This window comes from Pseudomonas sp. TH15 (assembly GCF_016651105.1).
Taxonomy (GTDB): domain Bacteria; phylum Pseudomonadota; class Gammaproteobacteria; order Pseudomonadales; family Pseudomonadaceae; genus Aquipseudomonas.
The window spans coordinates 4,294,735-4,307,541 of sequence record NZ_JAEKEL010000001.1 but is presented as its reverse complement, the minus strand read 5'-3'; the positions used below and the strand labels follow the sequence as shown (position 1 = coordinate 4,307,541).

The window sequence follows — 12,807 nt, the reverse complement described above, 5'->3', positions numbered from 1 at the left end:
GGCAAGGCTCCAGTGAGAAAGTGTCGCGTCAGTTGGAAACACGTCCCGGCAACATGCGGCGCAAGGTGTTGTCGCGCAGGCCGTAGTGATGCACCAGCGCCACGATGGCGTGCAAAGACGCAAGGATGATGATGGCCCACGCCACTTGTTCATGCAGGCCGCCAAATACCGACTTCATGCTTTTATCGAAGGCAATCAACGTGGGGACCTCAAACAGCCCGAAGAAGTTGAAAGGTTCGGCCTGGGCCCAGCGCAGGAAAAAACCCAGCACGATCTGGCTCAACAGCAGCGCGTACAGCGCCAGGTGTGCGGTTTTCGCCAGAATGTTCAATGCGCCCTGATTGGCCGGCGGTAACCGCCGCCCCTTTAACAAACGCCAGAGCACCCGGGTGACAACAATGACGGCCAACAGGATGCCGCAGGAGATGTGCAATGCCTGCAGCTCCTTGCGCAGTGGCGTGCCCTTGGGCAATTGCTCCCAGATCTGGGCACATGCGAACAGGCCGATGACCAGCGCGGCAGTCAGCCAGTGCAGGGCCATGGTCAGTCGGTCGTAACGGACGGGCAAATCAGTGGTCGTAACGCTCATGGGTCATCCTCTTGGGCAATGTACGGTTAACACCCGAGGGTGAAATTTTATTCATTGCATTGTCAGTGACTGTTCAACGTCTCGGTAAATTCAAGCGCTATGCTCGTGAGCGTCCGCCGTCGATCCGATGCTTTGCCATAAGGGGAAACTGCCATGAACGAACAGCTTCACCATTCAGCTGCCGGCTACAAGACCGCCGCCGACACCTATGTCAAAGGACGACCGGACTATCCGCCGCAAGTCAGTGACTGGCTGACCGCTACGTTGGGGCTGGACAGTCACAAAACCGTGATTGACCTCGGCGCCGGCACCGGCAAGTTCACCGGGCGGCTGGTGGCCACAGGCGCACAGGTAATTGCCGTGGAACCGGTGCCGCAGATGCTGGAGAAGTTGTCCGCCGCTTATCCGCAAGTGCTGGCCGTCAGTGGCACGGCCACCGATTTGCCGCTGCCGGACGCCTCGGTGGATGTGGTGGTTTGCGCCCAGGCGTTTCACTGGTTTGCGAGCCCGGCAGCGCTGACCGAAATTGCCCGGGTGCTCAAGCCGGGCGGCAGGTTGGGCCTGGTGTGGAACCTGCGCGATACCCGGGTGAGTTGGGTGCCAAAACTGGATTCGATCGTCAATGCGCTGGAAGGTGATACCCCGCGCTATTACACCGGTGCGTGGCGGTTGGCGTTTCCGCACAAGGCGTTTGGGCCGTTGCAGGCTCAGCATTTCGCTCATGGGCACACGGGCTCGCCCGAGGATGTGATTTTCAATCGGGTGAGATCGACCAGTTTTATTGCTGCGTTGCCGCAAGCGCAGCGGGACAGGGTGGATGCGCAGATTAGGGCGTTGATTGACGGCGAGCCGGAGTTGCGCGGCAAGGACGTCATCACCGTGCCGTATGTGACAGCAGCATTTGTGACGGTGAAGGGCAGTTAGATCAGCGTTGCGGCCAATCGCGAGCAAGCTCGCTCCCATAGGAGATCAATGGCGTTCATAAATCCCCTGTGGGAGCGAGCTTGCTCGCGATGAGGCCCGACCGGCCACCACACATCCCAGGTCAGTCCCGCATTTGGCCGAACCACTGCCTTACTCCCCCCCGTGATGCCTTGTTATAGTTCGGGCTTCATTTCTGCCCGGTAAAGGATCACTGCCATGTCTCAGTACACCGCGTTCACCGTCGAACTCGCTGACAAAATCGCCCATGTGCAGATCAACCGCCCGGACAAGATCAACGCGATGAACGCGGCGTTCTGGAGCGAGATCATCGAGATCTTCCAGTGGATCGACGACACCGACGAAGTGCGGGTCGTTGTGCTCAGCGGCGCCGGCAAACACTTTTCCTCAGGCATCGACCTGATGATGCTGGCCGGCGTAGCCAACGAGCTGGGCAAGGACGTCGGCCGCAACGCGCGCCTGCTGCGCCGCAAGATCCTCGCCCTGCAAGCCTCCTTCAACGCCGTCGACAATTGCCGCAAACCAGTGCTCGCGGCGATCCAGGGTTACTGCCTGGGCGGCGCCATCGACCTGATCGCCGCTTGCGACATGCGTTACGCCGCTGAAGACGCGCAATTCTCGATCAAGGAAATCGACATCGGCATGGCCGCCGACGTTGGCACCTTGCAACGCTTGCCGCGGATCATCGGTGACGGCATGCTGCGTGAACTGGCTTACACTGGTCGCCAGTTTGGTGCCGAGGAAGCGCACGGCATGGGCCTGGTCAATCGCGTCTACAGCGATGCTTCCAGCCTGCTCGACGGCGTGATGGGCATTGCCCGCGAGATCGCCAGCAAGTCGCCGATTGCGATTACCGGCACCAAAGAGATGATCAGCTACATGCGCGACCATCGTATCGACGACGGCCTCGAATACGTCGCCACCTGGAACGCCGCCATGCTGCAATCCACCGATTTGCGCGTGGCCATGGCCGCCCATATGAGCAAACAGAAACCCGAATTTCTGGACTGATGAAAAATGACTTCACGCTGGACCACCGCAGTACTGGACACCGATCAACCCGGCGGCTGGGCCGTGGCACGCAGCCCCGAAGGCTTTCTGTTCGATGACAATGGCGCGCTGTTCCCACGGGAATGGCTCAAGCGCCAGGACTTGTCGATCCTGGCGGAACACGGTATCGGTCACCTTGATGGCGAACCGGTCTATCTGATCGAGTTGAGTAGCCACAGCGAAGTGCCGGGCTGCAACTGGAAAGGCCTGCGGGCGTTCATGCTGGAAGGCGATCACACGGTGTACCGGATTCTCGGTTATGCCGCGCAGATCGGCACCTGGTACCGCGAACACCGTTTTTGCGGTAACTGCGGGCAGGCGACCCAACAGGTTCCCCGTGAGCGGGCGATGTACTGCGAGCCTTGCGATATCCGCTATTACCCGCGGATTTCACCGAGCATGATCGTGCTGGTCACCCGTGGCGATGAAGTGTTGCTGGCCCGTTCGCCACGCTTTGTCACCGGGGTCTATAGCACGCTGGCCGGGTTTGCCGAACCGGGGGAGTCGGCCGAGGAATGCCTGATTCGCGAGGTTCGCGAAGAAGTGCAGATCGAGGTCAAGAATATCCAGTACATGGGCAGCCAGTGCTGGCCGTTCCCGCACTCGATGATGCTGGGCTTCCACGCCGAATACGCCGGTGGCGAGATCGTCTGTCAGGAGGACGAGATCGAAGACGCCCAGTGGTTCAACATTCACGCGATGCCGCCATTGCCGGCATCACGCTCGATTGCCCGTTATCTGATCGATGTCTACCTGGCGCGGCGCTTAGGCCACGCTGAACCAGTGCTGCCAGGCTAGGCGCACGGTCAGGCCCAGCACCACGGTGATGAACACCGGGCGAATGAACTTGGCTCCGCCGCTGATGGCGGAGCGTGCGCCGAAGAATGCACCGACCATCACCGAAAGGCCCATGCTCAGGCCGATGATCCAGTCCACTTGACCCGAAAATACGAACACCGACAGCGCCGCAATGTTGCTGACGAAGTTCATGCTGCGGGCTACGCCGCTGGCTTTCACCAGGTCAATGGGGTACATCAGCATGCTGCTGACGGTCCAGAACGCACCCGTGCCGGGGCCGGCCACACCGTCATAGAAACCGAGGCTGAAGCCTTGGGTCGATTGCCACTTTTTCTTGATCGGAGCGTCGCTGTCCAGCGGCGCTTTTGGCGTGCCACCAAACAACAGGTAGATGCCACAGGCGAAGACAATCACCGGCAGCATCTTGTTCAGCCATTCCGCCGGCAGATAGTGGGCGACCACCGCACCGGTCAGCGCGCCGACCAGGGTGCCAATAATGGCGTGCACCCACTGTTTGGGGTGAAACAGCTTGCGGCGGTAGAAGGTGAAACTGGCGGTGGCCGAGCCGAAGGTCGAACTCAGTTTGTTGGTGCCCAGCACCAGGTGCGGCGGCAGGCCGGCGGTCAGCAAGGCAGGTGTGGTCAACAGACCGCCGCCGCCGGCAATGGCGTCGATGAAACCGGCAATGAAAGCGACGAAGGCCAGAATGGCCAGAGTGGTGAGGTCAACGCTAAGTTCGAAAGGCATGGAATCGGCTTATTCGGCGGGGCGCAGGTGATCGCTGCGGGGAGGGCGGTCATGTTACTCATTTCCTGCTGTTGCGGCGACCCATCGGACGCCATCGCCTGTAGGCGCAAGGCTTGCACGCGAAGAAGCCCTCCCGGTTACCTGACATCCAGCGGTTGCAGCGAGTCGGGTGACGCCTTCGCGAGCAAGCTTTGCTCCTACAGGAGCATTCACTGTTGCCTACCCGACACCCAGCCAACAAATCTCTTTCTGCAAAACATCTGCACAACCGAAAAACCCAACAAAACCGGGCATTTCAAGGCTGGCACGCTTGCTGCTCTACCACTCCCATCTCCCAAAAGTCCCGAGGACAAGCCTATGAGTCAGCAAGCCGTCAAATTTGCCTATTGGGTGCCGAACGTCAGCGGCGGGCTGGTAGTCAGCAAGATCGAGCAACGCACCCACTGGGGCATTGATTACAACCGCAAACTGGCGCAACTGGCCGAAGAGGCCGGGTTTGAATACGCCTTGACCCAGATTCGTTTCACCGCCGGTTACGGCGCCGAGTTCCAGCATGAATCGGTTGCCTTCAGCCACGCGCTGCTGGCGGCCACGACCAAACTCAAGGTGATCGCCGCGATCCTGCCCGGCCCGTGGCAACCAGCGCTGGCGGCCAAGCAACTGGCGACCATCGATCAACTGACTAACGGCCGGGTGGCGGTGAACATTGTCAGCGGCTGGTTCAAGGGTGAATTCCAGGCAATCGGCGAGCATTGGCTGGAGCACGACGAGCGTTATCGCCGTTCGGAAGAATTCATCCGCTCGCTCAAGGGCATCTGGAGCCAGGACAACTTCACCTTTCGCGGCGACTTCTACCGCTTCGACAATTACAGCCTCAAGCCCAAGCCACTGGGTCAACCGGAAATCTTCCAGGGCGGCAGTTCACGCGCCGCACGGGACATGGCGGCGCGGGTGTCGGACTGGTATTTCACCAACGGCAACACCCCCGAAGGAATCAAGGCTCAGGTCGACGACATTCGAACCAAGGCTGCGGTGAACAATCATTCGGTGAAGGTCGGGGTGAACGCTTTTGTCATTGCCCGTGACACCGAAGAGGAAGCGCGTGCGGTGTTGGCGCAGATCATCGACCAGGCCGATCCGGAAGCGGTGAATGCCTTTGGCGACGCAGCGAAACAGGCGGGCAGGGCGTCACCGGAAGGCGAGGGCAATTGGGCCAAGTCGACGTTCGAGGATCTGGTGCAGTACAACGACGGGTTCAAGACCAACCTGATCGGCACGCCGCAACAGATTGCCGAGCGCATTGTGGCGTTGAAAGCGGTGGGCGTGGATTTGGTGTTGGCGGGGTTCCTGCACTTCCAGGAAGAAGTGGAGTACTTCGGCAAACGCGTGTTGCCGTTGGTGCGTGAGCTAGAGGCCAAGGCCGGCGTGAAGCAGCAAGCTGCGATCGCCTAAACACCACAAAACCCCTGCGGGAGCGGGCTTGCTCGCGAAAGCAGTGTGTCAGTCGACATTAATGTCTACTGACACGGCCTCTTCGCGAGCAAGCCCGCTCCCACATTGGAGCTGTGTGGAATTACAGACCGAGGTCCGACAGGCCCGGGTGATCGTCCGGACGACGCCCCAACGGCCAATGGAATTTACGGTCGCTTTCCTTGATCGGCAGGTCGTTGATGCAGGCGTAACGGTTGAACATCAGGCCTTGCTCATCGAACTCCCAGTTTTCGTTGCCGTAGGAGCGGAACCAGTTGCCCGAGTCGTCGTGCCATTCATAGGCGTAGCGCACGGCGATGCGGTTGCCGGTAAAGGCCCAGAGTTCCTTGATCAGTCGGTAATCCAGCTCCTTGGCCCATTTACGGGTCAGGAACCCCTTGGCTTCTTCGCGGTTGTTGGCGAACTCGGCGCGGTTCCGCCATTTAGTGTCCAGGGTGTATGCCAGGGACACGCGCTGCGGGTCGCGGGAATTCCAGCCGTCTTCAGCCAGTCGAACTTTTTCGATGGCCGATTCACGGGTGAATGGCGGTAATGGCGGACGAACTTCGGCATTAGATGACATTTAAATGTCTCCTTCTCAAAGTAAAGTTCAAGCAAGTTGTCGGGCTTGATTAAGCGGTTACAGGTCCAATAACTTTCGCGCCATGCATTGCGCATTATCGGCGGCACTGTGATCACCCATCACAAGCGCAACGGTAATGGCACCATCGATCAGGATCAGCAGCTGTTGGGCCAGTGCCTGCGGGTCGGTAGCGCCATGTTCGGTGCAGAGCTCGCGCACGTAGTCGAGCAGCTTTTGTTTATGCTCTTTGGCGACCAGCCGAACCGGGTCTTGCGGGTCGCCGGTTTCGCCGCTGGTGTTAATGAAGGCGCAGCCGCGAAAGCCTTCCGAGTCGAACCAGGCCTTGAGCACGGTAAACAGGTTAAGGAGCCGGTCGGCCGGGGTCGCGGCTTTATCGACTTCAGTCCTGAACCAGAGCATCCAGCGCACATCGCGGCGTTGCAGGGCCGCGACGGTGAGCTCCTCCTTGTTGGCGAAGTAGCGGTAGATACTCTTTCTGGAGACGCCGGCAGTTTTCACCAGGAGATCCATGCCGGTGGCTGCGATGCCACTTTTGTAGATCAGCTTTTCGGTGACGTCCAGAATGATGTCGCGTGTGTCGTTGCTGGTTATTTCGTTCATGCGACAAACAGTAGAACGATCGTTCTCCTTGGTCAAGCAGGTATTTGCATCGCACATGAAATCGCCATCGCGAGCAAGCTCGCTCCCACATTTAAAATGCATTCCCCCTGTGGGAGCGAGCTTGCTCGCGATGGCGGTATTACTGACACCGAGAAGACCCAAACCCACACATGGTGTAAGCTCTCGGGTTCTTCGGATTCGACCTTTTTGCGAGCCTTATGCCGTCGCTTTTCAAACGCTCTTTGCTGCCCAAACTGCGCAGTTTTCCGCTGACCGCCGATGCCGTGACCATTCTGTCCGGCGCCGCCGAGTACCGTCGTTGCCTGCTTGAGAAAATCGCCCAGGCGACCCAGCGCATTTATATCGTCGCGCTGTACTTGCAGCAGGACGAAGCCGGCCAGGAAATCCTCGATGCCTTGCACGCCGCCAAACTGGCGCGTCCGGAACTGGACGTGGTGGTGGTCGTCGACTGGCTGCGCGCCCAGCGTGGCTTGATCGGCGCCGGCAAGCAGCCGGGTAACTCGGCCTGGTATCAGGAAATGACCCGCACTCACGCAAGCGAAGTCCCGGTGTACGGCGTGCCGGTGCAAACCCGCGAGCTGTTCGGTGTGCTGCACTTGAAGGGGTTCGTGATCGACGATTGCGTGATCTACAGCGGCGCGAGCCTGAACAACGTTTACCTGCACAAATTCGACAAGTACCGCTACGACCGTTATCACCTGCTGCAGAACAGCGCGCTGGCCGATTCCATGCAGCACCTGATCCAGCACGGCCTGATCGCCTCCAAAGCGGTGCATCGCCTCGACCTGCCGAACCTGCCGACCACCCGCAGCCTGCGCAACGACATCGGCGACCTGCGCAGCCGTCTCAAACACGCGACCTACGACACCACCCAAGGCAGCACCGCCAAAGGTGAACTGTCGGTCAGCCCGTTGCTCGGCGTCGGCAAGAACAATCCGCTGAGCCGGGTGATTTGCGAGTTGATCGCCAGCGCCCAGCATCAGCTGACCATCTGCACGCCGTACTTCAACCTGCCGTTGGCGGTGACCCGGGAAGTCAACCGGGCCCTGGCACGTGGGGTGAAGATCGACATCATCGTCGGCGACAAGACCGCCAACGACTTCTACATCCCGCCGAGTGAGCCGTTCAAGGTGATCGCCGCGCTGCCGTACCTCTACGAGATCAGCTTGCGCCGCTTTGCCAAGCGTCATCAGCACAACATCGACAGCGGCCAGTTGAACCTGCATTTGTGGCGTGATGGCGACAACACCTATCACCTCAAGGGCATGTGGGTCGATCAGCGCTACACCTTGCTGACCGGCAACAACCTCAACCCGCGGGCGTTCCGTCTCGATCTGGAAAACGCCTTGCTGATTGATGACCCGAAAAGCGAGCTGATGGAGCCGCGCCGCAAAGAGCTGGCGGAGATCTTCGAGAACACCCGGCGTATCGAGCGTTACCTGGACCTGGAAACCCTGCCGGAATACCCGGGGGCGGTGGCCAAGTTTCTCAAGCGGGTGAGCCGAGTGCGGATCGAGCGATTGCTCTACCGGATGTTGTAAGCCCAAAAAGCAAAAGATCGCAGCCTCCGGCAGCTCCTACATTAGAGGGTGTACACCCTGTAGGAGCTGCCGGAGGCTGCGATCTTTTCGCAAACAACACCGATATTTAGTTCAGACCCAGCTTGCCACGCAGCGTCGACAAGTCTTCAGCCAAGGTGTTAACCGGGCCAACCAGCGCCTTACGGTCAGCCTCTTTCACTTTGTCATACGTTTCGAAACCGCCATCCTTGGTTTTGTACTTGGCCAGGATCTTGTTCACAGCAGCGAAGTTCTTGTCGACTTTGGCGACGAAGGCTTTGTCTTGCTGCTCGATCTGCGGACGGAACAGGTCGACGATTTTCTTCGCGCCGTCGATGTTGCCCTGGAAGTCATACAGGTCGGTGTGGCTGTAACGGTCTTCTTCACCGGAGATCTTGGTGGCAGCGACTTCTTCCAGCAGTGCAGCAGCACCGCCAACGACTTTTTCAGGCGGGAAGGTCAGGCCGGCAACGCGGGTTTGCAGGTCTTTGACGTCATTGTTCAGCTTGTCCGCCAGCGCGCCCAGGTCCTTGGTGCTCTTTTCCGAGAACAGGGTGTATTCGATGCGGTGGAAACCGGTGAAGTCATCGGCTTTCACGCCTTTTTCGTGGTCGTCGACACGGGAGTCGATGGACGCATCCAGGTCACTGAACAGCTCGGCAATCGGCTCGATCGACTCGTAGTAAACGCGGGTCGGTGCGTAGAGCTTTTGCGCGGTGGCCAGGTCGCCTTTTTTCACTGCATCAGTGAACTGTTGGGTGTGGCTGCCCAGTTGGTCCAGTTGTTCGGTGACGTAGATCTTGTAGTCCGAGACTGGCCCCACCAGATCCAGCGGCGCCGTCGCCGCGAAAGCCGAAAACGGGGTGTTGAGCAAGCCAAGGGTCAGCAGTAAAGCGAGTGGCGACTTTTTCATGGGACGGTACCGTGTTGGGGGTTGTTATGCGTTTGTTGTTGGTTGTGTAGCGTTCAGCAGCGAGCGACCGATAAAGTCCTTGTCGCCCGTCACACCCGGCAACGTGAAGAAGTACCCGCCGCCCACTGGCTTGAGGTATTCCTCCAACGGCTCGCCGTTGAGTCGGGTTTGTACGGTGATGAAGCCTTTTTGCAGGTCAGCCTGGTAGCAGATGAACAGCAGGCCCATTTCGAGCTGGCCGTTCTTGTTCACGCCGTTGGAGTAGTTGAACGGCCGGCGCAGGATCAGGTTGGCCTGGGTTTCGGCGGTGCGCGGGTTGGCCAGGCGAATGTGCGCGTCGAGCTTGGTTAGCTTGCCTTCAGGGTCCTTGGCGTAGTCCGGGACTTCGGTTTCGTGCTGGCAGCCCATGGGCGCGCCGGTGCTCTTGACCCGACCGAGGATGCTTTGCTGTTCCTGCAATGGCGTGCGGTCCCAGCGTTCGACGAAGTTGCGGATGATCCGCACGGCTTGGTAGCTGCCATTCGCGGCCCAGGCCGGTTCATCGCTGTCAGGCTGGACCCAGACGATCGCGTCCATGGCTTTGCCATCGTTGGAATCGGGGTTGGCCGAGCCATCGCGAAAACCAAGGAAGTTGCGCGCGCTCTGCGCCGGCACACCGGGTTTTGCCGGGGCTTGCGGCGGTACGCTGCCTTCCTGCTTCCAACGCACCAGCAGCAGGTCCGGCAGGTTTTTCACGATGTCACGCAGGGCGTGGATGTTGGTGTCGGTGGTGTTAGAGCAGAACTGCAAACTCAAGTCACCGTGGCAGCAATCGGCTTCCAGGGCATCGTTGGGGAAACCGACCATGCGGATCAGTCGCTTGGGTTTTGCACTGGCCAGGCCGAAGCGCTCGTCGAACAACGACTCGCCGACCGACACCGTAATAGTCAGGTTGTCCGGGGTGACCACCGGGCCGAGAATCCCCGAATCCACCGGCGGCAGTTTCGGATCAACCTGCGTGACTTCGCCGCCCTTCATCAGGAACGCGATGCGCTCGTTGAGGGTGCGGAACAGTCGCTCCAGGTCTTCACGATCGCTGGCCAACACATCGAACGACACCAACATGCCCGACGCCGGGCGCGGGGTGGTGATACCGGTCTGGTGCTTGCCATGGAAATCGTGGCGGTCTTCGGTCTTGTCGCTGCTCGGTGCTTCGGTAACCTGTGCAGGGCTGGCGGCGGCCATCGCCGGGCAGCTCAATGCAGTGCCGGCCAATGCGACACCGGCGGCGCCCATGCCCATTAATACGCGGCGACGCTGGGCTGAAAACTGTTCTAAATCTTTCATGTAAAAGGCGTCTTCTGCTTAAAGGCCGGAAAGGCCGAGGGCTGGATCGATTCCATCGAGTACGTCGGCCAAAGCCTTGGCCTTGTCAGCAATTTGCTTGCGCTGCTCGGCACTGACCGTGTCGTAGCTGGCGTAGCCATCCTTGACCTTGAGTCCGTTGAGTTCGGCGTCGAAAGCAGTGAGGGCCGCGTCGATTTTCGGCAACAGGTCGGCGGCGGACTTGGTCAGCAATGGCCGCAGCAGGTCGACGACTTTGCGCGCGGCATCGAGGTTGGCGGCGAAACCGTTCAGGTCGGTGTGGCTGTAGCGTTCTTCTTCGCCGCTGCTGGCGCGCACTTCGGCGATGCTCTTGAGATTGCGCACCACAATGCTCACCAGTTGCTCCGGCGGCAGCGACTGCGCGAGCAGTTGCTGTTTCAACGTGGTGATGTCGATGATCAATTGCATAGCCACCGGCGCCAGGGCGTCGAGTTTGCGTTGCTGAAACAGTGCGTATTCGAGGCGGTGGAAACCGACGAAGGCCGGGTCCTGTTCGCGTTTCTCGAAGTAATCGGCGCGGGCGTTGATTGCATTGTCCAGCTCGGCCAGACGCTGGGCGGCCGGGGCGATCCGTTGATAAGCGGCGCGGGCCGGCACGTAAAGGGCCTGGGCCTGGCTCAGATCGCCGGCTTCGATGGCTTGTTCAAGGGCGGTCACGGCTTTGATCAGCGCGCTGCTCTGGCTGCTCAGGTACACACGGAATTCCGACAGCGGACCGATAAACGCGACCATCGATGGACGCGCCTTGGCGGCGGCATCTGAGGCGGCGGTCGGGGTCACGTGCAAGGTGCCGCGCGGGTTGCTCAGCAAACCGCAGGTGATCGCGTAGTCGCCGGGCGCCAGGTTGGCGTTGATCACCTGGCTCAGGCCGGGCGCAATGTTTTCCCGTTCTTCGAGCACCAGCACGCCGTCGAGGATTTCCCATTCCACGGCACGGTCGGAGCGGTTGACGATGCGGAAACTGCTGCGCCCGGCCGGGACCGTCAGCGCATTCGGTTCGCAACTTTTAGGGTGAATGTTCACCACCACTTCGTCGTGGTTGGTCTGGCGCTTGGCAGCGGCCATTTTCGAGGCGTAGTAGAACAGGCCACCGGCGGCAATCATCACGATCACCGAACCGGCCACCGCCCAGCGCAACGCGCGGGGAGGGAAAGCCACGGGAGGAGTAGGCGTTGACATGAAAGCCCTTACTGGCTGGAAACGGAAGTTGCTTGCTTGGTGGGCTCGGCAGCCGGGAGGAAGAACATCACCAGCGCCACCACCAGATAAATCAGATACGCCCCGAGGGTGCTGACGGTCGGCGCGTCCTGGTAACCGAACATGCCGGCCAGCACCGAGCCCAGCGGGCCGTCCATCGGCAGCGTGGCGCTGAAGTCGAAGAGCACGGTTTGCAGGTGATTCCAGACGCCCGCTTCATGCAGCGCTTGCACCGAGTTGGAGAGGATGCCGGCGGCGACGACCAGGATGAACAAACCGGTCCAGCGGAAGAACGCGCCGAGGTTGAGGCGCATGCTACCGGTGTAGATCAGGAACCCAACGATGATCGCCAGAATCAGGCCGAGCAGGGCGCCGATCGGTGCGGCGGGGCCTTCACTCTGCTGAAACACCGCGAGCAGGAAGAACACCGTTTCCAGACCTTCCCGGGCCACGGCGAAAAACACCATAGCGATCAGCGCGGTGACCTGATGCTTGGAGCCGGCCAAGGCGTGATCGAGGGAGACATGCAGGGAATGCTTGATCGAACGCGCAACTTTGCGCATCCAGAACACCATGGAACTGAGGATGCCGACAGCCACCAAACCGACGATGCCTTCGAACAGTTCCTGTTGTTTCTGCGGGAATTCGGCGCTCATGAGTTCCAGGCCACCACCGACCAGCAAGGCCAGTGCAGCGGCGAGGAACACGCCGATCCACACGGCAGGCATCCACTGGCCGCGGCCGGTTTGCTTGAGGTAGCTGGCGATGATGCCAACGATCAGCGCGGCTTCAATGCCTTCGCGCAGCATGATCAGAAAGGGAACAAGCATTCAGCACCGTGGTGTCGTTAGAGAGGATGCTAATTTGTAACATAATGACACTCATTCTCACATGACATTCATTGACATGAAGCTGAACGGTAGCTGAACAACTTGAAGAACAATGATTCTCA

Annotated in this window: 13 protein-coding genes; 5 read left to right on the top strand and 8 right to left on the bottom strand. The window is 59.9% G+C overall.

Features of this window, described 5'->3' with window-relative positions; translation table 11 throughout:
* Positions 1–28 precede the first annotated feature (28 nt).
* Positions 29–589, bottom strand: coding sequence for a cytochrome b (locus JFT87_RS19205; protein ID WP_201203771.1), 561 nt, complete (start codon positions 587–589; stop codon positions 29–31).
* A 153-nt stretch (positions 590–742) separates the two neighbouring features.
* On the opposite strand from JFT87_RS19205, the gene JFT87_RS19200 reads away from it, so the two are divergent.
* The 3 genes from JFT87_RS19200 (at position 743) to nudC (ending at position 3,379) form a co-directional block, all read left to right on the top strand.
* A complete protein-coding gene (locus tag JFT87_RS19200; RefSeq protein ID WP_201203769.1) occupies positions 743–1,513 on the top strand; it encodes a class I SAM-dependent methyltransferase in 771 nt (256 codons plus the stop codon).
* A gap of 216 nt (positions 1,514–1,729) precedes the next feature.
* On the top strand, positions 1,730–2,542 hold the full coding sequence (locus JFT87_RS19195; RefSeq protein WP_201203768.1) for a crotonase/enoyl-CoA hydratase family protein: 813 nt from the start codon (positions 1,730–1,732) through the stop codon (positions 2,540–2,542).
* 6 nt (positions 2,543–2,548) lie between these two features.
* A complete protein-coding gene (gene nudC / locus JFT87_RS19190; RefSeq protein ID WP_201203763.1) occupies positions 2,549–3,379 on the top strand; it encodes an NAD(+) diphosphatase in 831 nt (276 codons plus the stop codon).
* Here the strand turns inward: nudC and JFT87_RS19185 are convergent.
* Positions 3,347–4,126 (bottom strand): TSUP family transporter, encoded by a 780-nt coding sequence (locus JFT87_RS19185; RefSeq protein WP_201203761.1) that lies wholly within the window; start codon positions 4,124–4,126, stop codon positions 3,347–3,349. The genes nudC and JFT87_RS19185 overlap by 33 nt on opposite strands.
* 357 nt (positions 4,127–4,483) lie before the next feature.
* Here JFT87_RS19185 and sfnG point away from each other — a divergent pair, with 357 nt between their 5' ends.
* Complete coding sequence (sfnG, locus tag JFT87_RS19180) at positions 4,484–5,578, top strand: dimethylsulfone monooxygenase SfnG (protein WP_201203759.1); 1,095 nt, start codon at positions 4,484–4,486, stop codon at positions 5,576–5,578.
* A 121-nt stretch (positions 5,579–5,699) separates the two neighbouring features.
* Here sfnG and JFT87_RS19175 read toward each other — a convergent pair whose 3' ends face one another.
* Together JFT87_RS19175 and JFT87_RS19170 are read right to left on the bottom strand one after the other, a co-directional pair.
* Positions 5,700–6,179: a nuclear transport factor 2 family protein gene (locus tag JFT87_RS19175; protein ID WP_201203757.1), complete on the bottom strand. Its 480-nt coding sequence runs from the start codon at positions 6,177–6,179 to the stop codon at positions 5,700–5,702.
* A 57-nt stretch (positions 6,180–6,236) separates the two neighbouring features.
* Positions 6,237–6,800 (bottom strand): TetR/AcrR family transcriptional regulator, encoded by a 564-nt coding sequence (locus JFT87_RS19170; RefSeq protein ID WP_201205272.1) that lies wholly within the window; start codon positions 6,798–6,800, stop codon positions 6,237–6,239.
* 218 nt (positions 6,801–7,018) lie between these two features.
* Here JFT87_RS19170 and pssA point away from each other — a divergent pair, with 218 nt between their 5' ends.
* Complete coding sequence (gene pssA / locus JFT87_RS19165; RefSeq protein WP_201203756.1) at positions 7,019–8,362, top strand: CDP-diacylglycerol--serine O-phosphatidyltransferase; 1,344 nt, start codon at positions 7,019–7,021, stop codon at positions 8,360–8,362.
* A gap of 106 nt (positions 8,363–8,468) precedes the next feature.
* Here pssA and efeO (JFT87_RS19160) read toward each other — a convergent pair whose 3' ends face one another.
* The 4 genes from efeO (JFT87_RS19160) to efeU are packed head-to-tail and all read right to left on the bottom strand — an operon-like array spanning position 8,469 to position 12,685.
* Positions 8,469–9,293 (bottom strand): iron uptake system protein EfeO, encoded by an 825-nt coding sequence (efeO, locus tag JFT87_RS19160; protein ID WP_201203752.1) that lies wholly within the window; start codon positions 9,291–9,293, stop codon positions 8,469–8,471.
* Between the two features lie 24 nt (positions 9,294–9,317).
* Positions 9,318–10,619, bottom strand: coding sequence for an iron uptake transporter deferrochelatase/peroxidase subunit (efeB, locus tag JFT87_RS19155; protein WP_201203750.1), 1,302 nt, complete (start codon positions 10,617–10,619; stop codon positions 9,318–9,320).
* A gap of 18 nt (positions 10,620–10,637) precedes the next feature.
* Positions 10,638–11,837, bottom strand: a complete 1,200-nt coding sequence (efeO, locus tag JFT87_RS19150; RefSeq protein ID WP_201203748.1) for an iron uptake system protein EfeO — start codon at positions 11,835–11,837, stop codon at positions 10,638–10,640.
* Positions 11,838–11,845: 8 nt separating this feature from the next.
* Positions 11,846–12,685 (bottom strand): iron uptake transporter permease EfeU, encoded by an 840-nt coding sequence (gene efeU, locus JFT87_RS19145; RefSeq protein ID WP_201203747.1) that lies wholly within the window; start codon positions 12,683–12,685, stop codon positions 11,846–11,848.
* Positions 12,686–12,807 lie beyond the last annotated feature (122 nt).

Coding starts and splice junctions, on each gene's coding strand:
- efeU (WP_201203747.1), bottom strand. CDS start 12,685: ATGCTTGTTCCCTTTCTGATCATGCTGCGCGAAGGCATTGAAGCCGCG.
- JFT87_RS19205 (WP_201203771.1), bottom strand. CDS start 589: ATGAGCGTTACGACCACTGATTTGCCCGTCCGTTACGACCGACTGACC.
- JFT87_RS19200 (WP_201203769.1), top strand. CDS start 743: ATGAACGAACAGCTTCACCATTCAGCTGCCGGCTACAAGACCGCCGCC.
- JFT87_RS19170 (WP_201205272.1), bottom strand. CDS start 6,800: ATGAACGAAATAACCAGCAACGACACACGCGACATCATTCTGGACGTC.
- sfnG (WP_201203759.1), top strand. CDS start 4,484: ATGAGTCAGCAAGCCGTCAAATTTGCCTATTGGGTGCCGAACGTCAGC.
- efeO (WP_201203752.1), bottom strand. CDS start 9,293: ATGAAAAAGTCGCCACTCGCTTTACTGCTGACCCTTGGCTTGCTCAAC.
- efeB (WP_201203750.1), bottom strand. CDS start 10,619: ATGAAAGATTTAGAACAGTTTTCAGCCCAGCGTCGCCGCGTATTAATG.
- pssA (WP_201203756.1), top strand. CDS start 7,019: ATGCCGTCGCTTTTCAAACGCTCTTTGCTGCCCAAACTGCGCAGTTTT.
- JFT87_RS19175 (WP_201203757.1), bottom strand. CDS start 6,179: ATGTCATCTAATGCCGAAGTTCGTCCGCCATTACCGCCATTCACCCGT.
- efeO (WP_201203748.1), bottom strand. CDS start 11,837: ATGTCAACGCCTACTCCTCCCGTGGCTTTCCCTCCCCGCGCGTTGCGC.
- JFT87_RS19185 (WP_201203761.1), bottom strand. CDS start 4,126: ATGCCTTTCGAACTTAGCGTTGACCTCACCACTCTGGCCATTCTGGCC.
- JFT87_RS19195 (WP_201203768.1), top strand. CDS start 1,730: ATGTCTCAGTACACCGCGTTCACCGTCGAACTCGCTGACAAAATCGCC.
- nudC (WP_201203763.1), top strand. CDS start 2,549: ATGACTTCACGCTGGACCACCGCAGTACTGGACACCGATCAACCCGGC.